At 71.5% G+C, this 22,197-nt stretch carries 22 protein-coding genes and 1 pseudogene; 9 read left to right on the forward strand and 14 right to left on the reverse strand.

From position 1 onward, the window contains the following. Positions 1-18: 18 nt before the first annotated feature. A complete protein-coding gene (locus tag LX16_RS12555; RefSeq protein WP_147138422.1) occupies positions 19-2,046 on the reverse strand; it encodes a diguanylate cyclase in 2,028 nt (675 codons plus the stop codon). A gap of 205 nt (positions 2,047-2,251) precedes the next feature. Between LX16_RS12555 and LX16_RS12560 the strand changes: the two are divergent. Both LX16_RS12560 and LX16_RS12565 read left to right on the forward strand, forming a co-directional pair. Beyond that, positions 2,252-2,776 (forward strand): annotated as a pseudogene (locus LX16_RS12560) (5-formyltetrahydrofolate cyclo-ligase); the annotation flags it as partial. A 91-nt stretch (positions 2,777-2,867) separates the two neighbouring features. Further along, positions 2,868-3,188 carry an FmdB family zinc ribbon protein gene (locus LX16_RS12565; protein WP_147138424.1) on the forward strand — a complete coding sequence of 107 codons (321 nt, stop codon included), beginning with the start codon at positions 2,868-2,870 and terminating at the stop codon, positions 3,186-3,188. A gap of 375 nt (positions 3,189-3,563) precedes the next feature. On the opposite strand, the gene LX16_RS12570 is transcribed toward LX16_RS12565, so the two are convergent. Further along, positions 3,564-5,384, reverse strand: coding sequence for a PQQ-binding-like beta-propeller repeat protein (locus tag LX16_RS12570; RefSeq protein WP_147138426.1), 1,821 nt, complete (start codon positions 5,382-5,384; stop codon positions 3,564-3,566). A gap of 74 nt (positions 5,385-5,458) precedes the next feature. Further along, positions 5,459-7,306 carry a beta-propeller domain-containing protein gene (locus LX16_RS12575; RefSeq protein ID WP_147138428.1) on the reverse strand — a complete coding sequence of 616 codons (1,848 nt, stop codon included), beginning with the start codon at positions 7,304-7,306 and terminating at the stop codon, positions 5,459-5,461. Positions 7,307-7,432: 126 nt separating this feature from the next. Between LX16_RS12575 and ddaH the strand changes: the two genes are divergently transcribed. The 4 genes from ddaH (at position 7,433) to LX16_RS12595 (ending at position 10,455) form a co-directional block, all read left to right on the forward strand. Further along, positions 7,433-8,296: a dimethylargininase gene (gene ddaH, locus LX16_RS12580; RefSeq protein WP_147138430.1), complete on the forward strand. Its 864-nt coding sequence runs from the start codon at positions 7,433-7,435 to the stop codon at positions 8,294-8,296. Between the two features lie 189 nt (positions 8,297-8,485). Continuing rightward, complete coding sequence (locus LX16_RS12585; protein WP_147138431.1) at positions 8,486-8,890, forward strand: RlpA-like double-psi beta-barrel domain-containing protein; 405 nt, start codon at positions 8,486-8,488, stop codon at positions 8,888-8,890. Positions 8,891-8,905: 15 nt separating this feature from the next. Next, the gene (locus LX16_RS12590) at positions 8,906-9,511 is read left to right on the forward strand and encodes a cell wall protein (RefSeq protein WP_147138434.1); all 606 of its coding nucleotides are present in this window, start codon (positions 8,906-8,908) and stop codon (positions 9,509-9,511) included. A gap of 83 nt (positions 9,512-9,594) precedes the next feature. Beyond that, entirely contained in the window at positions 9,595-10,455 is an 861-nt protein-coding gene (locus LX16_RS12595) for a MauE/DoxX family redox-associated membrane protein (protein ID WP_147138435.1), read from the forward strand. Positions 10,456-10,494: 39 nt separating this feature from the next. On the opposite strand, the gene LX16_RS12600 is transcribed toward LX16_RS12595, so the two are convergent. From LX16_RS12600 to LX16_RS12625, 6 genes are all read right to left on the reverse strand, one after another. Beyond that, positions 10,495-11,310, reverse strand: coding sequence for an MBL fold metallo-hydrolase (locus LX16_RS12600; RefSeq protein ID WP_147138437.1), 816 nt, complete (start codon positions 11,308-11,310; stop codon positions 10,495-10,497). Between the two features lie 52 nt (positions 11,311-11,362). Beyond that, entirely contained in the window at positions 11,363-12,235 is an 873-nt protein-coding gene (locus LX16_RS12605) for an HhH-GPD family protein (RefSeq protein WP_147140734.1), read from the reverse strand. Between the two features lie 338 nt (positions 12,236-12,573). Continuing rightward, positions 12,574-14,016, reverse strand: coding sequence for a MinD/ParA family ATP-binding protein (locus tag LX16_RS12610; protein WP_425304432.1), 1,443 nt, complete (start codon positions 14,014-14,016; stop codon positions 12,574-12,576). A 243-nt stretch (positions 14,017-14,259) separates the two neighbouring features. Then, the gene (locus LX16_RS12615; RefSeq protein ID WP_147138439.1) at positions 14,260-15,093 is read right to left on the reverse strand and encodes a diacylglycerol kinase family protein; all 834 of its coding nucleotides are present in this window, start codon (positions 15,091-15,093) and stop codon (positions 14,260-14,262) included. 163 nt (positions 15,094-15,256) lie between these two features. Beyond that, a complete protein-coding gene (locus tag LX16_RS12620; protein ID WP_147138441.1) occupies positions 15,257-15,472 on the reverse strand; it encodes a BldC family transcriptional regulator in 216 nt (71 codons plus the stop codon). Positions 15,473-15,659: 187 nt separating this feature from the next. Next, the gene (locus LX16_RS12625) at positions 15,660-16,496 is read right to left on the reverse strand and encodes a DUF8083 family protein (RefSeq protein WP_147138443.1); all 837 of its coding nucleotides are present in this window, start codon (positions 16,494-16,496) and stop codon (positions 15,660-15,662) included. Between the two features lie 230 nt (positions 16,497-16,726). Here LX16_RS12625 and LX16_RS12630 point away from each other — a divergent pair, with 230 nt between their 5' ends. Both LX16_RS12630 and LX16_RS12635 read left to right on the forward strand, forming a co-directional pair. Further along, positions 16,727-17,803 carry a Glu/Leu/Phe/Val family dehydrogenase gene (locus LX16_RS12630; protein ID WP_147138445.1) on the forward strand — a complete coding sequence of 359 codons (1,077 nt, stop codon included), beginning with the start codon at positions 16,727-16,729 and terminating at the stop codon, positions 17,801-17,803. A gap of 330 nt (positions 17,804-18,133) precedes the next feature. Next, positions 18,134-18,346 (forward strand): DUF3073 domain-containing protein, encoded by a 213-nt coding sequence (locus LX16_RS12635; RefSeq protein ID WP_147138447.1) that lies wholly within the window; start codon positions 18,134-18,136, stop codon positions 18,344-18,346. A gap of 174 nt (positions 18,347-18,520) precedes the next feature. On the opposite strand, the gene LX16_RS12640 is transcribed toward LX16_RS12635, so the two are convergent. Next, on the reverse strand, positions 18,521-18,958 hold the full coding sequence (locus LX16_RS12640) for an SSI family serine proteinase inhibitor (RefSeq protein ID WP_147138449.1): 438 nt from the start codon (positions 18,956-18,958) through the stop codon (positions 18,521-18,523). 269 nt (positions 18,959-19,227) lie between these two features. On the opposite strand from LX16_RS12640, the gene LX16_RS12645 reads away from it, so the two are divergent. Then, positions 19,228-19,521 (forward strand): hypothetical protein, encoded by a 294-nt coding sequence (locus tag LX16_RS12645; protein WP_147138451.1) that lies wholly within the window; start codon positions 19,228-19,230, stop codon positions 19,519-19,521. A gap of 9 nt (positions 19,522-19,530) precedes the next feature. Here the strand turns inward: LX16_RS12645 and LX16_RS12650 are convergent, their stop codons facing one another. The 4 genes from LX16_RS12650 to LX16_RS12665 form a co-directional block, all read right to left on the reverse strand. Continuing rightward, positions 19,531-19,989, reverse strand: coding sequence for a nucleoside deaminase (locus LX16_RS12650; RefSeq protein WP_211354484.1), 459 nt, complete (start codon positions 19,987-19,989; stop codon positions 19,531-19,533). Next, entirely contained in the window at positions 19,979-20,476 is a 498-nt protein-coding gene (locus LX16_RS12655) for a tRNA adenosine deaminase-associated protein (protein WP_147138452.1), read from the reverse strand. Before LX16_RS12655 ends, LX16_RS12650 begins: the two co-directional genes overlap by 11 nt. Positions 20,477-20,570: 94 nt before the next feature. Further along, complete coding sequence (locus LX16_RS12660) at positions 20,571-21,014, reverse strand: hypothetical protein (RefSeq protein WP_147138454.1); 444 nt, start codon at positions 21,012-21,014, stop codon at positions 20,571-20,573. A 31-nt stretch (positions 21,015-21,045) separates the two neighbouring features. Then, on the reverse strand, positions 21,046-22,173 hold the full coding sequence (locus tag LX16_RS12665) for an outer membrane protein assembly factor BamB family protein (RefSeq protein WP_147138456.1): 1,128 nt from the start codon (positions 22,171-22,173) through the stop codon (positions 21,046-21,048). Positions 22,174-22,197: the final 24 nt, after the last annotated feature.

The following is a 22,197-nucleotide window of genomic DNA, read 5'->3' on the forward strand; positions in this document are numbered from 1 at the left end:
GACTAACGGGCGGGACCGTCATCCACCTGCCACCCGCCAGGTGTCGCGCCCTGCGGCTTTGGCCGCGTACAGTGCCCCGTCGGCGGCCGACAGGACCTGCGCGCCGTCGTCCCCGTGGTCGGGGAACACCGCGATTCCCAATGAGACGGTGACGGGTATCCGCCGTTCCGGTTGCCCGGCGCCGGAAGGCACCGCGACGGGGGTGTCCCGCACCGCCTGCCACAGGCGTTGCGCGACCCGTTCGGCGCCGGCGGCCTCGGTTTCGGGCAGCAGGATGACGAACTCCTCGCCCCCGTACCGGAAGGCGAGGTCCACGTCCCGGATCTCGGCGGCGACCCTGGTGGCGACCTCGGTGAGGACCGCGTCTCCCGCGAGGTGGCCGAAGGTGTCGTTGACGTGTTTGAACTTGTCGAGGTCGATCACGATGACGGCCGCCCGGCGGTGGAACCTGCCGGCCCGTTCGACCTCCCGGGCCAGCGACACCTGCAGGTACCGGTAGTTCCACAGTCCGGTGAGCGGGTCGGTGAGGGACAACCGCCGCACCTCCCGGTGGGACAGCACGTTGCCCACGGCGACGGCCGCCTGACCGGCGAAGTCCCGCAGGGTCGACAGGTCGTCGGCGTCGAACTCGCCCTCCCCGGCGGGGTCGTAGACGGCGAGCACCCCGAGCAGGGCGTCGCCGGTGGCGGTCTCGGTGGTGTCGCCCCGGTCGGCCAGCGACACCACCGGTACGGCGAGTACCACCTCGCCGCCGGGTTCGCGTGGGCTGCGCGCCGGGAGCGTCGGGTCGCCGATCCTGCCGTGGACGGGTTCACCGGTGGCGGCGACGTGGCCGAGCAGGCCCTCTCCGACGGCGAGCCGGACGTCGCCGACGCGGTCGCGGCCTCCCGGGCCGTGCCCGGCCTGCCCGACCAGCGCCCCCGGTTCGTCCGGGTCGGCGAGCAGCATGACACCGGCACGCGCGCCGGTCGCGACCATCGCGGTGTCCACGATGACCGGCAGTATCCGCTCCAGGTCGAGGGTGCTGGACAGGGTCTGCCCCAGCAGCGTCAACTGGCCGCGCATCTGGTCGCGGCTGGCGGTGAGCGCCACGACGTAGCCCTGCGTCTCACGGGCCATCCGGTTGAAGCTGCGGGCGAGCGCGGCCAACTCGTCGTTGCCGCGCACCGGGACCCGGATCTCCAGGTCGCCGCGTGCGATGGCCTCGGCGCCGCGCGCCAGTTCCGCCAACGGCCGGGTGGTGGACCTGGCCAACCAGGCGGCGGCGGCGACCGCGAGGAGCCCCGCGACCGCCACGGTGGCGATCAGGACCCCGAACAGCTCCCCCTCGGAGTCGGCGTGCACCGCCACCACCACCGGGATCGGCGAGTCGGGCATGGCGGGGACGGTCCGGACGACGGCACCGTTGGGGTCGCTGACGACCGGGCCGTCCTCCCCGTCGGCGAGCCGGGCCAGCCGTAGCCGGTCGGCGGCGGTCGCGGCGTCCTCGGGGCCGAACGACGACAACGGCGGCGACCGGCCGTCGTCCACGATGACGTCGGCTCCGGCGGCGCGGGCCAGGGAGTCCACGAGCGCCCCGTCCACGCGCATCGACGCCCGCGCCACACCGACGGTCCTGCCGTCGGCGTCGTGCACCTCCACCTCGGCGGCGACGGTGTCTATGCCCGCGACGGTGCCGGGATGGCGGCAGCGGGCCTGCCTGGCGACGTCGGTGCCCGCCGCGCCGGCCTGCGCGACGACCTCGCCGGTGAGGTCGGTCAGCCAGAGCCGTTCCAGCCCGGCCGTCTCGACCGCGCGTGCGGCGGCGGCCGTGATGACGGCGGTATCCTCTTCGAACAGTACGGCGATCGCGGAGGCGGTCGCGGCGAGACGTTCACAGTGGTTGCGTACGGTGGTGGTGACGACGCCCGCGGCGGCGGCGAGCCGGTCGGCGGCCCGGCCGTCGGAGACGGTGTTGACGGCGGCGCCGATGAAGAGGGCACCGAGCAGGACCGGTCCCAGGACGACCACGAGGAAGGCCGCGGTCAGCCGGGCTCGCAGCGGCATCGTCGATCCTCCTCCCACCGGTCAGGCGGATCATTCTCCGTTGAGCGTTACACAGGGCGATGACATCCGCACGATCGGCCAGACTTCTGTTGGTGAAACCGATCCGAACGACGGAGGGCTCATGGGCTTTTCCTACCAACACAACAACGACGCCGAGGCGGCCAAGGTCGCGATGCGGGCGGCGGTGTTGTCGGCGAGACGCGCCATGCCCGTCGCGGACCGGGAAGCCGCCGACGCCGCCATTCTGGCCATTTTGGACAAACTGGTGTCGGGTCCGGCGGGCAACCCACGCACCGTGGCGGCCTATCAGCCGATGCGGGACGAACCGGGCGCGGACCTGCCCGCGCGGTTGTCGGCGGCCGGGCACCGTGTGCTGTTGCCGCTGCTGCTGGCGGACGACGACCTGGACTGGGCCTGGTACACCGGTCACGCGATCACGACCGGCCGGCCGCTGCCGGAGCCGTCGGGTACCCCGCTGGGACCCGGTGCCATCGACGGCGCCGACCTGGTGATCGTCCCGGCGCTGGCGGTGGGCGACACCGGGGTGCGGCTGGGCCGGGGCGGCGGCAGTTACGACCGCGCGCTGGCGCGGGTGTCGGCCGGGGTGCCGATCGTGGCGCCGTTGTACGACGGTGAGTGGCCGCTGCCGGTCCCGGTGATGCCGCACGACCGCGCGGTGACGATGGTCGTCACACCCTCCGAGGGCTTGACGGAGGTTATGGGGTTAGCCACCAATCCCACCCCGGTGGTGGCCGAATCCACTCGGATGTCGCACAATTGGCACTCGAAACATCAGAGTGCCAATCTCGCGGAGGCGGACAGTGCCCACCTACCAGTACACCTGCTCCAACTGCGGCCACGACCTGGAGGCCCGGCAGTCGTTCACGGATCAGCCGTTGACCGACTGCCCGACCTGCGGCGAGAACGCCCTGCGCAAGCAGTTCGGCTCGGTGGGCGTGGTGTTCAAGGGCAGTGGTTTCTACCGCACCGACTCGCGCAGCGGCTCGGGCAAGGAGCTCGCGAAGAACGACTCCGCCAAGAAGTCCGACACCAAGAGCGAGACCAAGTCCGAGTCGAAGAAGACCGAGACGAAGAAGGCGGACAAGCCCGCCAAGACCGCCGCGGCCTCCACCACCGGCTGACGGCCTCCCCGCCGCACCGCGGACCGGTCTCGGTCCGCGGTCACACACCACGTGCCGGGAGACGGCGCCACAGCCGGGCCGCGGCGTGCCGACTCGAACGCCCCACCCCGACCGGGGGCAAACCACCCGGATGGTGCGAAGTGTCGCAGAACCGGCGAAGGGGTGTCAATCGGTTATTCAGCGGGCGTTCAGGTCGGCGCACCGGTGCCCGCATCGGGCCACGTGCCCTGCCGCCCGGCCGGGGCCATCCGTCGTCCGGGGAGCGGTCACCTTCACCGATCGCGGGACCGGGCAGCCTCACCCGGCACCTTGCCCCGGGCGTCGGAGCCGGCGCCGTCACTTCACGGCGCCACCACCGGATGTGCCGGTCGTGGTCTAGCGCAGCGCGAAGAACCCGCCCCCGTCCTCCACGACGTATCCGGCGGCGACGCCGTTGGGCGTCAGTTGCAGGGACGTCCGCTGGCACCAGCCGGACTCGGCGATCGACTCCGGGACGGGCAGCCGGGTCGTCTCGCCCTTCTCCGGCCCGGCGACGTACCAGCGACAGTCCGGCCGGTTCAGGTCCATGGACGCGTCCACCGCCAGCACGACCCTGCCGTCGGGGAGCCCCATGAACCACCGGCTGGTGTCCTCGTCCCGGGTCGGTGAGTAGCCCAGCGGCGCCTTCGCGGTGTACACGCCGTCGCCGTCGTCGGCGGCGAGGACCGTCACGTCCATCGACGCTCCCGCCGCGCCGCTGATCTGGTGGCATTCGCCGAGCAGTACCACCGGTTCGGCACCCGACTCGCCGCCGGCGACCTGCAGCGTCCCCGCGCAGGCCGGGGCGTAGGTGTTCCCCAGTTCCAGGTTCTCGCGCCGCCACACCGACTCCCCCTCGGCGAGGGAGATCGCGTTGACGTCGTGCCGGTACATGCGCGCCGCGAACATGCCGTCGTTGGGCGACTCGTCCCGGCGGACGTCCACGACGACGCGGTCCCCGACGACCACCATGCCGTGGCGGAAGACGCGGCCCTCGGCGGCGGCGACCCAGTCCCACAGGGCGCGGCCCGAGTCGGCGTCCAGGGCCAGCACGTGGGACTCCTCGGCGGTGCCGTTCTCGGCGCGGCAGCCGAGTGCCACGGTGACACGTTCACCGGCGTCGGCGGTCGCGGTCGCGGTGCACATCGCGGGCACGCGGTACGTCCAGCGGGTGCGTCCGGAGAAGTCGCGGGCGGTGAGGTTCTGTCGTTCGGTGCCGGACAGGTGGACCACCAGGGTGTCCGACACCATTTCGAGGCTGCCGGGGTCGCCGTCGAAGGGCACGTCGGCGCGTACCCGGCCGGTGCGGCTGTCCAACACCGTGACGTAACGCAGCATCGTGTCGTCGCGGCGTTTGCCCGACAGCGCGACCAGTTCGCCGCCGGTCGACACGACCGGGGCCTGACCGGCCTCCCGGTTCCACCGGCGGTGGTGCCACCGTTCGGCGCCGGTCAGCGGGTCGCGCATGGTGACGGCGACCGAGGCGCCCTCCCCGGTCTGGTCGGTGGTGAGGACGCCCCCGGGGGTGCCCGCCAGGACCCGTCCCTCGATCGGGTTGGACGCGGCCTCGAAGCGCAGCTTCGCCGGTTCCAGACCGCCGCCGGTCGCCTGGGACGCCTCGGTGTTGGCCTTGTCGGCCCACGTGTGCATCGCGGGGATCCCCAGTCCGGCCGCGACGACGACCAGCGCGACCGCCGGTATCCCGAACCGCAGCCGGAGCCCGGCCGGGACGTCGTCGTCGGACTTGCGGGCGTCGAAGGCCATCTCGCCCAGGACGAGGAGCGCACCGCCGATGACACCGAACGCGAACGCCAGGGCCGCGATGGCGTGCCGGTGCGTGATGAAGGCACCGACCCCGGGTTCGGGCATCGTGGAGTAGACCAGCCACGCGCCGACCGCCGCGCCGACCGCCGTGACGCCTCCGGCGAGCCCGGTCATCCAACCGGGGTGGGTGACCATCATCGACAGCACGACGAACACCGCGAGGAAGCTGACCAGGGTGGCGACGGCGAGCCACGTGCCGTCGAGGTCGTCGCCGGAGGGTTCGGTGAACACCGCCACCGACAGCAGGATCACCCAGGCGACGAGGGCGGCGGCGCCGCAGTACAGCAGGACGTTCCGCAGCAGTGCGCGGTTCCCGCCGGTCCGTCGACGGTCGTCACTCTCCGAGTTGGCCACGTCACTGGTTCTACCGCACCCGGCCGGGTGCCGGTGGTGAAGCGGCGATATTCACCGGCCGGGTGCGGGTCGGTTCACGCGGTCAGCGGCAGCCACTCCAGGACGGTGTGGTCGTGGAGGTCCGACGCCTGCAGGCCGGTCGCCGACACCGTCCAGAGCGTGTCGCCGATGACGAGGGTCCGTTCCACGCCGGTCCAGTCGTCGGACTGTGGGTGGGTCACCTCGGCGAGCCGGGTGAGGGTGTCGCCGGAGACCTCGACGAGCAGCGCCGCGCCGGGGGAGCCCTGGTAGTCCTGTACGGGTATCGCCAGCAGTGACTCCGGCGGCCACCACAGGAACGCGTGCGGGTCGGTCTCGGCGGTCGAGTAGGTGTCCGGCAGGTGGAGCTGGTCGAGCCGGGTCGGCGCGGTCGGGTCGCCGACGTCGAACAGGGAGATCTGGGTGCCGGTGGTGACTCCGTCGAGGTCGGCCTCCTGTCCGATGCCCAGCAGCCGGTCGTCGCTCAGCGGGTGCAGGTACGCCGAGTAACCGGTGATCTTGAGTTCGCCGGTGGCCTCGGGCGCCGCCGGGTTCCGCAGGTCGAGGATGTAGAGCGGGTCGACCTGCCGGAACGTCACGACGTAGCCGGTGCCGCCGCTGAAGCGGACCGCGTAGATCTGTTCGCCCGGGCCGAGCCCGGTGACCTCCCCGACCCGGTCGAGGTCGCCTTCGAGGTCGAGGACGTAGACGGCGCTGGATCCCAGCGAGTCGGGGTCCCATCGGGTGGTGGCGACGCGCAGGTGCCCGTCCCACTGCGACATCGAGTACTGGTTGAGCAGGAAGCCCGGCACGACGCCGGAACCGGTGTAGGCGGGGTGGCCGGCGCCGGACAGGTCGAAGCGGTACAGCTCGGTCTCCGCCTCGGCGGGTCGCGCCCAGTCCGTGGTGGCGAACATGCGGCGGTCGTTGGCGATGTAGAGGGCGTCGGCCGCGCCGTAGACGGTCTGCCCGTCGGCGGCCACCGTCACGGGGGAGCCGTCATCGAGGGAGTCGGCGAGGTCGAACGTCAGGACGGTGAGCATGGACGTCCCGGAGTAGTGGGACGGTCGGGCGAGGGCGTCGCAGGCGATCTCGCCGGTGCGGCCGTCGACGCTGTAGTCGGGCAGCCAGGCGGAGATCTCGGCGCGTTCCACGGCCGCGGCGCGGTCGACGCTGCCGTACGCCTCCAACGGGATGTCGGGTGCGGAGCGGACCACGACGCGGGCGACGCCGTCGATGGACCGCGCGTCGAGGTAGGACCCGTCGAACTCGAACCGGTTGACGAGGGTCGGTTCGCCCGCGATGTCGACCAGCAGGAGCGTGGTGCCGTATGCGGTCTCGCCGGTCTCGGTGTCCTCGCGCAACGTGATGTGCGGGGCTTCGGGGACGACGACGAGGACGCGGTCGCCGTGGAGCAGTAGGTCCGCGGTCCCCCACGAGTCGTCGGAGAGTCGCAGGCTGCCGGTCACGGCGCGTGCGGCGGCGTCGGCGACGTACAGGACGCCGTCGCGGTACGTGACGATGCGCCGCCCGTCGGTCTTGACGAGGTCGGGCTCGTCGACGCCCTGTTCCTGGACGTTCGTGCCGGAGAAGTCCTCACCGTCCCCGGGGGCCGCGGCCTTGGCGGTGTCGGCAGCGTCTCCGCCGGCGTCCTCCTGGGCGCCGAACGGGACCATCACGTCGTCGGGGTACAGGGCGGGCAGGTGGGCCGTGGTGGCGGCGCGCAGTTCGGTGAGCGCGGTGTCGCAGTCGTCGAAGGATTCGAGCGCACCGGTGAGGACGGGGGCACCGGTGTCGCGTCCGGTGTCCGTGCCGTCGGTGGGGGAGCCGGTGCAGCCGGCCGCCAGCAGAGCCGGCACGGTGACCAGTAGGGCCGCGCGCGTCAGGGTGGGGGGCTTGTTCATGCGGGTGTGACGAGTGACGTGCCGCACTGGTTCCGTCGGCCCGGTCACGGTTCGGACGCGAACGGGCAGCTCACCGGTTTGTGAAACCTTCCTTTCCGTGACGGTTCGGATACATCCCCCGTTCGGATGATCTCGCCGATACGCAGTGGTCATTTAGGATCTCACTCCGTGACCGCCAAGATCGCGCGCAAGCGCCACTACCTGCTATGTCGTCCCCATCACTTCGCCGTGGAGTACGCCATCAACCCGTGGATGGACGCCTCGGCCGACGTCGACACCGCGCGGGCCGTCTCCCAGTGGGAGACCCTGGTCGGCACGCTGCGTCGCCTCGGTCACACGGTGGACACACTGGACCCGGAGCCGGGGCTTCCGGACATGGTGTACGCGGCGAACGGCGCGTTCAGCGTCGACGGCGTGGTGTACGGCGCACGGTTCCGGTACCCGCAGCGGCAGGCGGAGGCCGCCGCGCACGAGAAGTGGTACCGGGCGACGGGTTGGCGGTTCGCCCCGCCGACCGAGACCAACGAGGGCGAGGGCGACTTCGCGTACGTCCCGGGGCCGGGCCTGGTGCTGGCCGGGTACGGGTACCGCACCGACCCGCGTGGGCACGCCGAGGCGGCCGAGGCGTTGTCGCGTCCGGTGATCTCGTTGAAGCTGGTCGACGACCGGTTCTACCACCTCGACACGGCGTTGACCGTGCTCGACGACGAGACGATCGCCTACTACCCGGGGGCGTTCTCGACGGGTTCGCAGACCATCCTGCGCCGGTTGTTCCCGGGCGCGCTGCTCGCCGACGAGGCGGACGCGGTCGCGTTCGGCCTGAACTCGGTGAGCGACGACCACCACGTGGTGCTCAACTCCGAGGCCGCCGGTATGGCGGAGAAGTTGGCGGCGCGCGGTTACACCCCGGTCCCGGTGGACCTGTCGGAGCTGAAACGCGGCGGCGGCAGTGTCAAGTGCTGCATCGCGGAGTTGCGCGCGGCCGCCTGACGGTTTCCACGTGCGGTAGTCGGCCGCGTCCCGGTCGGGGCGCGGCCGACGGCGTCGTGGCGGTTGTAGAGGGGTTGTAGGCAAGCTACATCGACACACTTGACTTTGTCGATGGGCATCGTCACGCTGTGAGACGGCGGCGGTACACCGCCGCCGCCGCTCCCCCCCGATCACATGGGAGATGTGCTCATGGCAGCCCTCACCTGCGAAGTCTCCTGGTTCTGCTGCGGCAATTCCTGGGGACCGTGCGGAACGACCGGCACCGGTGCCTGCGGCACCTGCCACTCCGGACGACTCCAACACGCATGGCCGAACGCGTCCCAGGCCTGCTGGGACATCACCAGGCCCGACCTGTGCGGCATCAACCTGGCCCGGCGTACCTGCGGACACCGGCACACCACGACCAGCCGATGCACCGGCCGCGCCGTGGCCACCACCATCGCCGACTGCGGCCCCCGCACCAAGTCCTTCTGCGGCGAACGCAGCTGTTGCGGCTCGGTCTGCGAGAGCAACCGCGCGATGGACCTGACACCCGCCGCGTACAGCCGCATCGAGAGCCTGTCGACGGGGCTGCGGCCCTGCCAGGTCACCTGACCGAAAGGCGTCATCATGTCCACAACGATCGACCGTCGCCGGCTCCTGACCGGTGCGGCACTGGGTGCCGCCGGCGTCGTCACCGGTTCCGCCTTCGGATCCTTCGCCCCCGAAGACGCACTGGCCAACGACGCCGTCTCCGCGCTCGAACCCGGCATGCCCGACCCGAACTTCGCCGAAGGTCTGGTCCGCAGCATCGACGACGACGTCATCTCCGCACTCGGCTCGGACGGCACCCTGTGGCGCGTCCGGGTCACGTCCGGAACCAGCGTCTGGAAACTCACCCCGACCACCTTCGACAAGGTCGCCGTCGGCGACGGCCTCTACGCCCGAGGTGCCCGCCTCGACGACGGCACGCTCGCCGCCGACTCGGTGTGGGCCAACATCGTCAACCTGAAGGCCCACGTCGTCTCAATCAGCGACCGCAAGATCCACCTCGACCACAACGACGAACGTATCGTCGCCCACGTGATGCCCGGCATCAGCGCCGCCGTCTACAACGGCACGCCCGCCATCTCGGACGTCTCGATGGTCCAGGTCGACAGCCACGTCCAGGTCCTGGGCGCCTGGATACCCGGCACCAACGAGGTGGAGGTCTCCACCATCTACGCCGCCGCCTGAACCCGCGGCCCCGAATCGGTGCCGGAACACTGTTCCCTTCCGGCACCGATTCGGGCAGAATCGACCCCGGAAAGGCTCTCATCATGCTGGACACCATCGCCTCCGCCCAGGCGCCCCTGCTCGGAGCCGTACTCCTGTGGGCGGCGGCCGTCAAACTGTTCACCCGCCGCGGCCGCATCCGCAGCCAGACGACCGCACTGTCCACACTGCTGGGCAAGGACCGCGCAGCACTCGGATACCGCGCGCTCGGTGGAATCGAGGCCCTGGTCGGTGCCGCCCTGCTGCTCCCGCCACTGTGGTGGCCGGAGGCCGCGGCCGTCGTCGTCATGGCGGTCGGCTTCGCCGGATACCTCGCGTACTCGCGGGTCGCCGCGCCCGACTCCTCGTGCGGCTGCATGTCCTCGAAACACGTCCCGATCTCCTGGCGCGGCTTCACCCGCGCCGGCTGGCTCCTGGCCGCCGGAACACTCGGCGCGTTCGCCACCCAGTACTGGACCGGCGCGATCGCCGACCGGCCCGTCGTGCTCGCCGTACTGGCCGCCGAGGCGGCGTTGTTCGTCGCCCTGTCACCGGAGTTCGACGGCGCCTGGCTCATCCCGTTGCGGCGGCTGCGGGTCCGCTTCACCGACCCGCTCGGCGGCGACACCGGCGGCGTCCCGCTCGACGCCACCCTCACCCGTCTGCACCGGGAACCGCTGTACCGGCACGTCGCGCTCATGCTGCGCACCGACGTCCAGGAGTACTGGGACGAGGACGAATACCGGTTCGTCGTCTACGGTGCGAGCCTCGACGGCCGCAGCACCACCGCCGTCTTCGCCGTCCCGTTGCGGGTCGACGCGGTCGAGACCCTCCGGGTCGCCGTGGTCGACGAGTCCACCGGGGAGACCCTGCTGCAACTCGACCACGCCCCCGACGAGGAACCCGAATCGGCGTTCGCCGGCTGACACCGGCCCGGGCGGGACCGGCCACGACCGGCCCGCCCGTCACACTCCCGCCGCTACCGAGACGTCCCGACCGAGCCGCACCGTCTCACCACGCCGGACGGTGCGCAACACCCCCGGCAGCCTCCGCCGGCGCCACGTCGCCTCGAAGTCCCGCAGCGCGGACCGGAAGACACCGTAGTCGTCGTAGTGGACCGGCACGGTCACCCCGGGGTGCAACGTCTCCACCAGGTCGGCGCCCTGCCGGTCGTCCATCGTCACCAGGACACCCAGAATCCGGGTTCCACCCAGATGCACCACGGCGGCGTCCAACGGCCCGCACCGCTCGGTCACCTGCGCGAGCCACGGCCGGTAAAGGGTGTCCCCGCTGATGTACACCCGAAACGGTGGGGCGTCGCCGCCGCTCAGTTCCAAGACGGTGCCCATCACCGGCGGCAGCAGCGCCCGCAGCGGCCGGGGTGAGTGGACACCGGGTGTGGACGTGATCGTGAGCCGGTGCAGGCCGTCGGTCAGGGTCGTCGACTCCCACGGGGCCATGCCCAGGCTCTCACCGAACCCCCACCGCCGGAGACGACGGTAGGCGTGCGGCGTCGTGAACACCGGCAGCCGCCGGTCGAGCGCCCGTCTCGCCACCCGGTCGAAATGGTCGCCGTGCAGGTGCGACAACACGATGCCGTGCAGTCCGGGCAACCCCTCCGGACGCAACGAGGGCTCGGTGCGTCGCTTCGAGAACAGGCCCTTCCCGAGGTACGCGCGCTGCCCCCGGTGCAGGAAGTTCGGATCCGTCAGCAGGGTGAACGGACCCATCCGCAGCAGGGTCGTGGCCGTCCCGACGAACTCCAACGTGGGTTCCGACATGATGATCCCCCTGAACGTGGGATTACCCGTCGTCTCGGCCAACGCAAACCCGTCAGTGCGGCAACCGGAACCTGTCACCCGGCACGGCCTCCACCAGGCCGTCCGTGATCAGCCCGGTCAACGCCTCCTCCCGGCGGGCGGGTTCGTGCCACAGACCCTCGATCTGCACCCGGGTCACCGGTTCCGTCGTCTCCCGCAGTAGGGCCATGATCCTGCCCCGCACCTGACGGGTCGTGCCGTGGTACCGCTGCGGACGGCGACTCGGGCCGGGAGGCAACACCGCACCGGACGCCTTGAACCGGCAGCGTTCCGCGATCGGGCACCGGCCGCACTCCGGTTTCCGCGCCGTGCACACCAGCGCGCCCAACTCCATCAACGCCACCGAGAAGTCCGCCGCCCGGGCGTCACCCTCCGGAAGCAGCGCCGCCGCGGCCCGCAGGTCGGCGGAGGTGGTGGCCGCGCCCGCGTCGGCGTGGCCCGCCGCGAACCGCGCCACCACGCGCCGCACGTTCGTGTCGACCACGGCGTGCCGTCGCCGGTAGTGGAACACCGCGACGGCGGCCGCGGTGTACGTTCCGACACCCGGCAACGCCAACAGGTCGGCGAGTTCGTCGGGGACGCGGCCGCCGTGCAGTGACACCACGGCGGCGGCGCACTCGTGCAGGCGCAGGGCACGCCGGGGGTAACCGAGCCGGCCCCAGGCCCGCAACACGTCGGCCTGCGACGCCGCCGCGAACTTCGCCGGATCCGGCCAGCGCGCCATCCACTCCGTCCACGTCGGTGCGACCCGCGACACCGGGGTCTGCTGTGACATCACCTCGCTGACCAGCACACCCCACGCGGTGGTGCCCTCACGCCGCCACGGCAGGTCACGACCGTGAACGGCGAACCAGTCCGACAACCGTCCCGCCAGCCATTCGCTCATCGCGGTCAATTGTGCCCGCCCGCCTCCGGTGCGGCCGCCGTGGAGGTGCGGACCGTTCAGGCGTCGGCGGGGATGCCGGTGACGGGTGCGGTGCCCGGCGGCGGGGATGCCAGCCACCACCTCACCGTTCGTACCGCTCCGTCCACTCCACACCGTCCACGTGGTGGATAACCACTTGACGACTCACCGTGACGATGGGAGGTTTGACCTCGTCTCGGGGTGGCTCGTCCCCCGGAATGGGGTGGGGCTGTACAGGGTCCGCCGACGCGCGCCGCACCGCGCGGGCGCGGTGGGGTTCCGCGCCCCGCACCGCTCGCGCGCGGACTCCCGCGCCGACCTCACAGTCCCTCGGCCACCGCCGCGGCGATCTTCAGCCACGCCTCACGACTCGCCGGGCTCAACATCCCGTACCGGATCGGCTCGCCCGAGTCGAGCAGCTTCTCGTACGGGGCGAGCAACACCGCCCGGGTACGCGCCGAGAAGTGACGCTGCACCGCCGGAAGGTCGAGGTCCTTGCGGTGCGCGGGCATCGACACGACCGTCACCGCCTGCCGCACCAACTGCTGCCGGCCGCTCTGTTCGAGGTGGTCGAGCATCCGGGCCGCCGTCTCGGCGGAGTCGTTGCGCGCCGACATCGTCACGACGAGCTGGTCGGTGGCGTCCATCGCGGACTGCCAGTTCGCGGCCCGCACGTTGTTGCCGGTGTCGACCACGATCAGTTTGTAGAACCGGCTGACCACCTCACGGATGTCCGCGAACGCCCGCGACGTCAGCATCTCGCCCGCCGTCGCCGACTCGTCCGACGCCAGGACGTCGAACATCGCCTCGCCCTGCGCCCTGACGTACTGGGACAGGTCCCCGACCCGGCCGGTCGGGCCGGAGAAGTGTTCGAGGTCCCGCAGGAGGTCACGCACCGTCCGGTGGTGGAAGTCCTGCTGCGCGCGCATTCCCAGCGTCCCCTGGGTCTCGTTGTTGTCCCAGGCGAGCACGTAACCGCCACGGCGCTGCCCGAACATCATCGCCAGCATCAACACCGCGACGGTCTTCCCGGCGCCGCCCTTGGGATTGACGACCGTGATCTGGCGCAGGCCGCCGAAGTTGCGCCGCACCGCCTCGGTGGAACGCAGCACCTCCTGTTCCCGCCTGCTGGGCGGCAGCGAGACCAGACCGAACGTCGTCTTCCGCAACGCCGCCCGCGGCCCCATGGTCGCGACCGGCTTGACGGGGGCGACGCTGCGGCGGCGCGCGAAGTCGTCCGCCGTGACCGGCATCGACTCCAACGCACCGGTCTGATCCGGGAACGGCACCGGCAGGTTCGCCGGTGGCGCCGGGCTCACCGGCGGGTGCCCCGGGTGCGGCGGTGCCGACTGCGGCCCACCCGGTACGCCGCTGTGTGGCGCGTGGGGCGGGACGTTGTGTGGGACGTTGTGCGGCGGACCCGACTGCGGCGGGTACCCCGGAGGCGGGGCCTGCTGCGGGGGCGGCGGCACGGGGGGAGCCGCCTGGCCGGGCTGCCGGTAGGGCGGTGCGTAGCCCGGCGGCGGGGCCACCACCGGCTGCTGCTGGGTGGCCGGGTTGAGGCCGGGCGCCGGTTGCGGCGCCTGCTGCGGGGGTGTGACGTGCTGCGCCGGGCGTTCCTCGCCCGCGGGGTTGGGGGCCGGCGCGAACGGCGACCAGTGCTGTTCGGTGGTCTCCTCCTCCGGTGCGGCTTCCGCCGCGCCGAACCGTCGCGTGTCCGGTTCGTCGCCCGGTTCGTCGGGTCGACGTGTCGAGGGAGGCACGGACTGGGCCGGGTCGGTCCGCGGATTCTCCACTGCTCACTCCTCGTGGCCTTGGGCCCCGTCGTCGAGGCCCGAACTGCTGAATCGCGCGTCGCCCACGGCGGGGCGTGCCGTGGAAGGCCGTCCGTCGTGCGGACGGGGCCTGCCGGCGACGCCGACTGCTCCACGTTACGGGTTCCCGGCCAATCCGGCAGGGCCGACAAGCCAACAGTTCGGTGTCGGTATCGCCGCCACGGGACGGGATCAGGCGGAATCCGGCACGTACCACCCGGCCGCGGCGCGTTCCATCCACCAGGTCCGTTTCCGGTTGAGGTCCGAGACGGTCCCGTCGTCGAGGTGCGGCACCTCCGCCATCGGGGTGATCGCGACAGCCCTGCCCCTGGCCCGCCGGACCTCCACGCGGGTGCGGCGTTTGACGAGACCCCGGTGCACGAACGGCACCGCCACCGCGACGTCGAGCCGCCCGTCCGCGGGATCGGGTTCGCACATGCCGAGGCCGTCGATCCGGCCGTAACCGCCCGCGTTGGCGACCACGCACGTGATGACGGGTTCGCTGCCGTCCGACAACACCAGGTCGTCCAAGGCGATCTGGCCCCGCCACGGCCGGTCGCCACCGCCGATGCGGACACCGTTGACGGTGACGCCGCCGCCGTCGTGGCGCAGCAGGTCGGTGCGCCTCACCCGGCCGCCGAGCACGGCCGCCGCGACGGCGGTGGGTTCGGCGGGTAGGTCGAGGTCGCGGATCAGGTCGGGGCGTTGCGCCAACGGCAGTACCGCCAGCGGCGGCAGGTCGGGGACGGTGCGGTCACCGGGGAGGTCGTCGGGGCGGCTGCTCGGTGGTGGTGCGAGCCGCCGTACGGCCCGCCGCAGCACCGCGCGGACCTGGGAGTCGGTGTCGGCGGCCACGACGAGCCGGGTGCCCGAGGCGACGGCCGCGTCGATCCCGGCGTCGTCGACGGCGTCGACCAGCTCCACGGTCGCCCCGCCGGCCCGCAGCGCGTCGGCGCAGGCGAGGACCGGTGTGCGGGGCGCGCAACCGGGTGCGCCGTTGACGAGGGAGAGCACGGTGACGTCCACGGAGAACCAGGTTACGGCGTGAGGGCGGTGACAGCACATCGGGCGGCGAGGAGCCTCGCCGCCCGATGCGGTGGTCTGTGTCGGGGATCAGGGCTTGGGCGAGCCCATGCGCCGGGCATCGCTTCCGTCAGGTGCCGGCTTGACGAATGAAGGGGTCGGGCGTTCAGTCCTCGGATGCTTCCCGCTGACCGGGTATCTGGTCCTGCAACAGGTCGCGTACTTCGGATTCACGGTAACGCCGGTGGCCGCCGAGGGTACGGATCGCGCTGAGCTTTCCGGCCTTGGCCCACCGGGTGACCGTCTTGGGGTCGACACGGAACATGGACGCCACTTCTGCGGGGGTGAGCAGCTGTTCGGGGTCCTGCATTCGCGCTGCCATGGATGTTCTCCTCCAGGGTCAAGAGATACGCAATCGCACTTGTGGGGCCGACGATCTAACGTGCCTCCATGGTCCGATGCGAATGCACCCCGTGACATAGGCCGAACGGTCAAAAGTGATTCAGCCGACAGGTGGGGAAAACTGGTATATATCCGGTTTTACACCGGTTTATCGCGATATGGGTGGGTCAGTTGCTGCGTTCCCGTACCCGTATCCGGCGCCACTGCCGCATCAGTTGCTCGTAATGCCGACCGGCCGTCACGACGTCGCCGCGCGCCAGGGCGAGCAGGCCCTCGTGCACCAGCCGGGGTGAGACGTCCGCGCGCAGTTCAGCTGCCGAGAGTACCCACACCAGGCCACCGTAGTCCACTTCGACGACCGAGCGCGGGTGGAAGACCGCCAGCCACTCGCTCAGCTCCCGCACCGCCCGGGTCACCGGGTTGTCCGCGCCGAGCGAGGCCCGCAGCACCTCGTGGGCCCGGTGCGCGCGGTGACGTGCCCGCGCCATCGGCACCCGGTAGCGGCACGTCCGCCGTTCCTCGGTGACGACGAGTTCCCGTTCGGCGGCCTCCACGCACACGAACCAGCGGCTCGGCAGATGCCAGGTGGCGATGTGCTCGTGGTAGACGGCGGTCCCGTCGGGGCGGTGACGCGCGTCGGGGCCGTCACCGGTGGCCGCGGCCTCCGCCGCCACCTCCGGGGCGACGAACGCGGTCGCCAGTCGCAGGCTCGCGACCCCGTCGGCGAGTCCCCGCACCGACGCCGCCATCCGAGGGTGCAACTGCCACGGGCAGATCAGCGGGCCGTCGTCGCCGTCGAGGACGTACGCCTCGTCGGGCACCTGCGGAAGCCGGGTGGCGAGGCCGCCCGACTCGTACAGTGAACGACGCTGCCGCACCGGGCCGAGTTCGACCGGCACGCCCCTGCCCTCCGCCGCGTACCGCCGCCACCACGACGCGCGCTCGGCGCTGAACGCGGCGAGCGGTTCGTACACCCGCAGGTACGCGGCGGTCGGAACGGTCACTGCGTGATCTTCGCACGAGCGGGCGGTGTCACGCAGCCGTCGATCGGCGATCCGGCCGTAACCCGTGGACAGGGGCGTGTCCCACCAACTGGACCTTTAGGGTCTGGGTGTGGAGTCCATTCCAGCCGGGAGGCGATTCCACGGTCGGGCACCGATCCGACGACGGCGAACACCCCCGCCGGCAGCATAATCGTCCCATAAGGACTAACGACACCGTGGAGCGGCACATCATGGGCGTATTCGAAGCCCCACCGAACCTGAGCGGGCACGAGCAGGTCGTCTTCTGCCAGGACAAGCACTCCGGTCTCAAGGCCATCATCGCGGTGTACTCCACCGCGCTCGGCCCGGCGCTCGGAGGGACCAGGTTCTATCCCTACGAGAGCGAGGCGGACGCCGTCAGGGACGCCCTCGACCTCTCCAAGGGCATGGCCTACAAGAACGCACTCGCGGGACTGGACCTGGGCGGCGGCAAGGCCGTCATCTGGGGCGACCCCGAGACCGACAAGTCCGAGGCGCTGCTGCGCGCCTACGGCCGCTTCGTCGAATCACTCCGAGGCCGGTACTACACCGCGTGCGACGTGGGCACCTACGTGCCCGACATGGACGTCATCGCCAAGGAGACCCGGTACGTGACGGGCCGGTCCACCGAGAACGGCGGAGCCGGGGACTCCTCGATCCTCACCGCGTACGGGGTCTTCTGCGGAATGCGCGCCGCCGCCGAGCACCGGTGGGGCGCGGCCAGTCTCGCCGGCCGCACCGTCGGCGTCGCGGGCGTCGGCAAGGTCGGGCGCTACCTGGTGAAGCACCTGCTCGACGACGGCGCGACCGTCGTCGCCACCGACGTCTCCGAGCAGGCGCGCGGCTGGCTGGCCACCAACTACCCGCAGGTCCAGTTCGTCGACGACACCGACGCGCTCATCACCTCCGACATCGACGTCTACGCGCCGTGCGCCCTGGGTGGCGCGCTCAACGACGACACCGTGCCGATCCTGCGGGCGTCCATCGTGGTCGGCGCGGCGAACAACCAACTGGCGCACCCGGGTGTGGAGAAGATGCTCGCCGAACGCGGCATCCTGTACGCACCGGACTACCTGGTCAACTCCGGGGGTGTCATCCAGGTGTCGGACGAGATCCACGGATTCGACTTCGAACGGGCCAAGCGGCGGGCCTCCCAGATCTTCGAGATCACCGGCCGGATCCTGCGGACCGCCGAGTCCGAGGGCGTCCCGCCCGCCGTGGCGGCCGACCGGATGGCCGAACGGCGGATGGCCGAGTGCGGCCGGCTCCGCTCCATCTACCTGCCCTGACGACCCGAGGCCCCGGCCGTCCGCCACGCGCGGCCGGGGCCTCGTCGTCTCCGCCGGCGCACCCGTTCCCGACCCGTCGGCGGGCGCCGTGATCGATGCCACGGGTAGCGGGTCGTCGGGCCGGTCGGCCGTTACCGTATTCCGCGTCACCGCCTGCGGAGTTTCGTCCGGTATTGCCCTGTTTGCGCCGAAAAATCGCCCCCCATTCGTCGGTGGGCCGGGTGGGAAAGCCAGACATCGCGCTGTACCGTAGGAGCCACGAGAGATGTCAACTGTTCCGGGGCGCCGATGCGGTGACCCCGATGATTCTGTGCGAGGGGGTCGAGCCATATGGGGCGCGGCCGAGCTAAGGCTAAGCAGACGAAGGTAGCCCGGCGGCTTAAGTACCACTCGCCGAACACCGACCTCGACGCGCTGGAGCGCGAACTGAGCGGCGGTGGATCGGCGGACGATGAGTACGACCGAGACCCGTACGCCGACTACGTACCCGACAAGGGCGTAGACGACGAACCGCGTGAAGAAGACTGGTTGAAGAAGCGCTGACCCGACCGGCTCCTGTCCGGGAGCCGGCGCACTCTCGTCCGGCCCCCGTCGGCCGCGACACCCCCCGACCGACCGGTCCACCGCGTCGCCGCCACCGGCGGACGGGCACGACATGACCGGCACGTGGTCACGCCGCGCCCCGAAACCGCCTCGGCCGCTCACCGGGCATCGCCGTCAGAACCGGAAGACCACCCCTCCGGTCGCGGCCACCGCCTCACACGAGTTGCCGAATTCGCCGGTGAAGTACCGGCTCTGCGAACCCCACCGCCCGTGCAACTCGACGGTCACCGGGTCGTACTGGGCCGTGCACATCGACTGGACCGAGGCCGGGATCCGCTCCACGTGCCCCTGCGCGTCGCGCAGCTGCGCGCACGCGGCGATACCGTCCGGATGGGAACCACCGACGGCGGGGTCGCACGACAGGGTCGCCGTGCGCGCCGCCTCGACCCCCGCCGACCGCACCACCAACAGGAACTGCGGTGCCACGGTGCCCGGCTCGGTGCCGCCGCGACCCGCCGCGGTCTCCGGATGCGCGGCCGCCGACACGGGGACCTGCCCCGCGACCACCGCCAACAGGGCCACCACGGCCCAGCGTGTGAAACGAGCTCTCATCTCTCCTCTTCGGGCATGTCGAATCCGCTGTGACGTCGCCGCCCACGCACACCGCCGGAACTTCGGCGGGGCGCCGTGGCGGCGCACCCGGGAAGGCCCGCGCGTACCACGGTGGTCACGCCTGCCACCCCCCGTCACGACCTTAGAACCCGGATGCGTGAAACCGCCCCGATTCGGGCAAGTGTCGGGTGACCGGGCCGCCGCCGCGGAACCGGTCGACCGGTCCGGCGAACCCGCCGGGCCGCCCCGGACGGGACTATGCTGAGGCGATGGACGAATCCACCCTGGACGAACTGAGCACCACCGAGCTGCGGGAACGTGCCTTCGCGCTCGCCCGGCGGCGGCACGACCTGTCGTTCTTCTGGGAGGTGGTGCAACGACTGCCGCACGCGCAGGAGGCCGAGGAGGTGGACGGCTCACTCGGATCGGTCGGTCCCGCCATCGACGCCGTCGTGGAGATGTGGCACGAACTCACCGGCCACGACACCGACTACGGGGACGTCGAGCCACTACTGCGCGCCCGGTTCATCGAATACCTGACCGCACCCGAACCACCCCGGTGACCGTGCCGGTCACTCCTGCCGGCCGAAGAACCCGCGCAGCAGTTCCGCCGACTCCTCCGCGAGCACACCGCCGTGAACCTCCGGACGGTGGCTGAGCCGCCGGTCCCGCAGCACGTCCCACAGGGACGCCACCGCACCCGTCTTCGGCTCGTAGGCGCCGAACACCACGGTCGAGATCCGGGCGAGCGTGATCGCGCCCGCGCACATCGTGCACGGCTCCACCGTGACCACGAGCGTGCAACCGGACAACCGCCAACCGTCGCCGTGCCGTCGCGCGGCCGCACGCAACGCCAGCACCTCGGCGTGCGCGGTCGGGTCGGCCGTCGCCTCCCGCGCGTTGTGGGCGGCGGCGAGCACGTCACCGTCGGGGCCGACGACGACCGCGCCTATCGGGACGTCGGATCCCGCCTCGGCCGCCACGGCCAGCGCCGCCCGCATCCACGCCACATGGCGCGGATCAGGCGTCATGCACCTCTTCCATGACCTCGCCGCAGCCGATCCGGGAGGCGACCTCCGCGGTGACGTCGGAGGGCAGCATCCCGTCCTTGGCGCACAGCGTCAACAGCATCGACGCCGACACACCCAGGTCGGCGAGCAGATCGGCCTCACCGACCGGTTCGGCGTCGAGCTCGCTCTTGACCGGGGTGTCATCGTCGTCGTCGACCGGCTCGGGGGCGTCCGTCTCGGTCTCCGACAACAGGACGGCGCCGAGGCGGCTCTCCTCGGCGAACGGCGCGTCGGAACCGAACACGCGCAGGTCATCGCCCTGGTCGAGTCGCAGCACCACCAGGTACTCGTCATCGGCCTCCACGAACAGCAGCGAGATGTCGGCGTCGGGATTGACATCACGCAACCGATCCACGACCTCGTCGAGGTCTTCGACACCGTCCAGGTCGACCTCGGTGGCCTCCCAGGCACCGTCGGAGCGGACGGCAGCGGCGGCGAAATAGGACAACGTGCACCCCCGGAGAGTTGAGTCTAGAGTGGACCACGACGGCGGGTTCGCCGCGGCGTGGTCTCGAAGGTCATTGGGTCGCAGGCGGACATGGTCACCAGAGGATCCACGTACCACCGAGCGCGTGCCATTCCACCACAAGCCCGACGACCGCTGACGCGGCACCGGCCACTGCGGCGACGCCGACGGCCGCGCCCCGGTCACCGTAGCTCGCCAGCAACCAGGCGGCTCCCAGTGCGAACAGGCTTGCGACGAGCATCACCCACATCGTGGAGGCCAGGTCGACCCCCAGCAACGCCGTCACCAGGAACCAGACGACGGCGGCGGCCGCGCCACCGCCGACACCGGCCGGAGTGATCCTATGGGTCTCCTGGTAGGTGGGCCGGGCGGGCAGCACCGAACCGGCCGGCCGGTGGCGCCACTGCGGCACACCGGCCGGCACGGGCCTACGCGGATCGACCGGATTCACCGGTGGCCAACGGGTCGCCGGGGCGGATTGCGCGCCCGGCGCGGACCAGCGCGGCATCGAATCGGTCATGCGTCAAGAGTATGCCCGGCCCGCGTCGTTGTCACGACGGAAACAACGCCAGGCCACGCTGCCGGACGGTGCCCGCCGCGAAGGTCAGGAAGTCACCGCCCGCCACGAGCACGTCGTCGCCGGAGGCGATCGTCAACGCCCCCATCACCGAGTCGGCGTGCGGATTCCAAGCCCGCAACGCGTTCTCCGTCGTCACCGCCATGAACTTCTGCCGTTCCTCGGTCACGCCCAGACAGTCGCCGCGGTCGTCGACCTCGCCCCCCTCACACACCTTCGTGAAGTGACCCCCGGCGTAGACGACCCCGTCGCGCACCGTCACCGCCGCCACGTCACCGTCGGCGGCGCGCTCCCACGCCGTCACGCCGTCCGACTCGAACGCGTGGACCCGGCCGCCCGGGCCACCGGTCGCCGCGTACACCCGGGGACCGCTGACGTCCAGGTCGTGGACGACCCCGCGCGCCCGGGGGGCGAACCCGGCGACCAGCGAACCGTCCCGCGGATCCACCGCCGCGAGATTCCGGGCGGCCGTACCGTTCACCGCCGTGAACCCGCCGCCCACGTACACCCGGTGGTTCGTGGCGTCGATCGTGCGTACCGCCTGGTCGAACCGGGGCGCGAAGTCCGGCAGCAGTGATCCGTCGTCGGTGGACACCGCCGCCAGCCGCTCCCGTGGCTGCCCGTCGACGGTGTGGAAGTCCCCGCCCAGGTAGAGCGTGTCGCCGTGAACCTCCAAAGCCCGGGGCAGGGCGTCCACCCGTACCGTGAAGTCCGGGTCGAGTTCGCCGGTGTCCAGCGAGAACCGGGCGAGGCGCCGCCGCTCCACGCCGTCGACGGCGCGGAAGCGCCCCGCCGCGTACAGGTGACGGCCGTCGGTCGCCAGCGCGTGTACGGGACCGTCGACCTCCGGGGCGAAGCCGGTCAGCTCGCCGTCCGTGGTGGTGGCGGCCAGGTGGTGACGTTCCAGTCGCCTACCCGACTGGAACGCGTAGGAGAACTCCCCGCCGGCGTACACCCTCCCCGCGTGGTGCACGACGGCCAGGACCGTGTCGTTGAAGCTTGCCGATGCCATGGGACGGTCGGACGCTTCGGTTGCGGTCGCCGGTGCGGACCCGGCCAACAGCACGGCCGCCGTCCCGGCGCACATGATGAGACGCTTCATGCCCGGAGTCTCGCATTGAGAGTT

Origin of the sequence: Stackebrandtia albiflava, from assembly GCF_007994225.1 — a bacterium.
Taxonomy (GTDB): domain Bacteria; phylum Actinomycetota; class Actinomycetes; order Mycobacteriales; family Micromonosporaceae; genus Stackebrandtia; species Stackebrandtia albiflava.

What these genes read in the sequence shown, in the direction of transcription:
- LX16_RS12575 (WP_147138428.1), bottom strand. Translation starts at nt 7,306, where the DNA reads ATGAACAAGCCCCCCACCCTGACGCGCGCGGCCCTACTGGTCACCGTG.
- LX16_RS12630 (WP_147138445.1), top strand. Translation starts at nt 16,727, where the DNA reads ATGGGCGTATTCGAAGCCCCACCGAACCTGAGCGGGCACGAGCAGGTC.
- LX16_RS12665 (WP_147138456.1), bottom strand. Translation starts at nt 22,173, where the DNA reads ATGAAGCGTCTCATCATGTGCGCCGGGACGGCGGCCGTGCTGTTGGCC.
- LX16_RS12600 (WP_147138437.1), bottom strand. Translation starts at nt 11,310, where the DNA reads ATGTCGGAACCCACGTTGGAGTTCGTCGGGACGGCCACGACCCTGCTG.
- LX16_RS12590 (WP_147138434.1), top strand. Translation starts at nt 8,906, where the DNA reads ATGTCCACAACGATCGACCGTCGCCGGCTCCTGACCGGTGCGGCACTG.
- LX16_RS12645 (WP_147138451.1), top strand. Translation starts at nt 19,228, where the DNA reads ATGGACGAATCCACCCTGGACGAACTGAGCACCACCGAGCTGCGGGAA.
- LX16_RS12585 (WP_147138431.1), top strand. Translation starts at nt 8,486, where the DNA reads ATGGCAGCCCTCACCTGCGAAGTCTCCTGGTTCTGCTGCGGCAATTCC.
- LX16_RS12640 (WP_147138449.1), bottom strand. Translation starts at nt 18,958, where the DNA reads ATGAGAGCTCGTTTCACACGCTGGGCCGTGGTGGCCCTGTTGGCGGTG.
- ddaH (WP_147138430.1), top strand. Translation starts at nt 7,433, where the DNA reads ATGATCTCGCCGATACGCAGTGGTCATTTAGGATCTCACTCCGTGACC.
- LX16_RS12635 (WP_147138447.1), top strand. Translation starts at nt 18,134, where the DNA reads ATGGGGCGCGGCCGAGCTAAGGCTAAGCAGACGAAGGTAGCCCGGCGG.
- LX16_RS12555 (WP_147138422.1), bottom strand. Translation starts at nt 2,046, where the DNA reads ATGCCGCTGCGAGCCCGGCTGACCGCGGCCTTCCTCGTGGTCGTCCTG.
- LX16_RS12660 (WP_147138454.1), bottom strand. Translation starts at nt 21,014, where the DNA reads ATGACCGATTCGATGCCGCGCTGGTCCGCGCCGGGCGCGCAATCCGCC.
- LX16_RS12620 (WP_147138441.1), bottom strand. Translation starts at nt 15,472, where the DNA reads ATGGCAGCGCGAATGCAGGACCCCGAACAGCTGCTCACCCCCGCAGAA.
- LX16_RS12605 (WP_147140734.1), bottom strand. Translation starts at nt 12,235, where the DNA reads ATGAGCGAATGGCTGGCGGGACGGTTGTCGGACTGGTTCGCCGTTCAC.
- LX16_RS12595 (WP_147138435.1), top strand. Translation starts at nt 9,595, where the DNA reads ATGCTGGACACCATCGCCTCCGCCCAGGCGCCCCTGCTCGGAGCCGTA.
- LX16_RS12650 (WP_211354484.1), bottom strand. Translation starts at nt 19,989, where the DNA reads ATGACGCCTGATCCGCGCCATGTGGCGTGGATGCGGGCGGCGCTGGCC.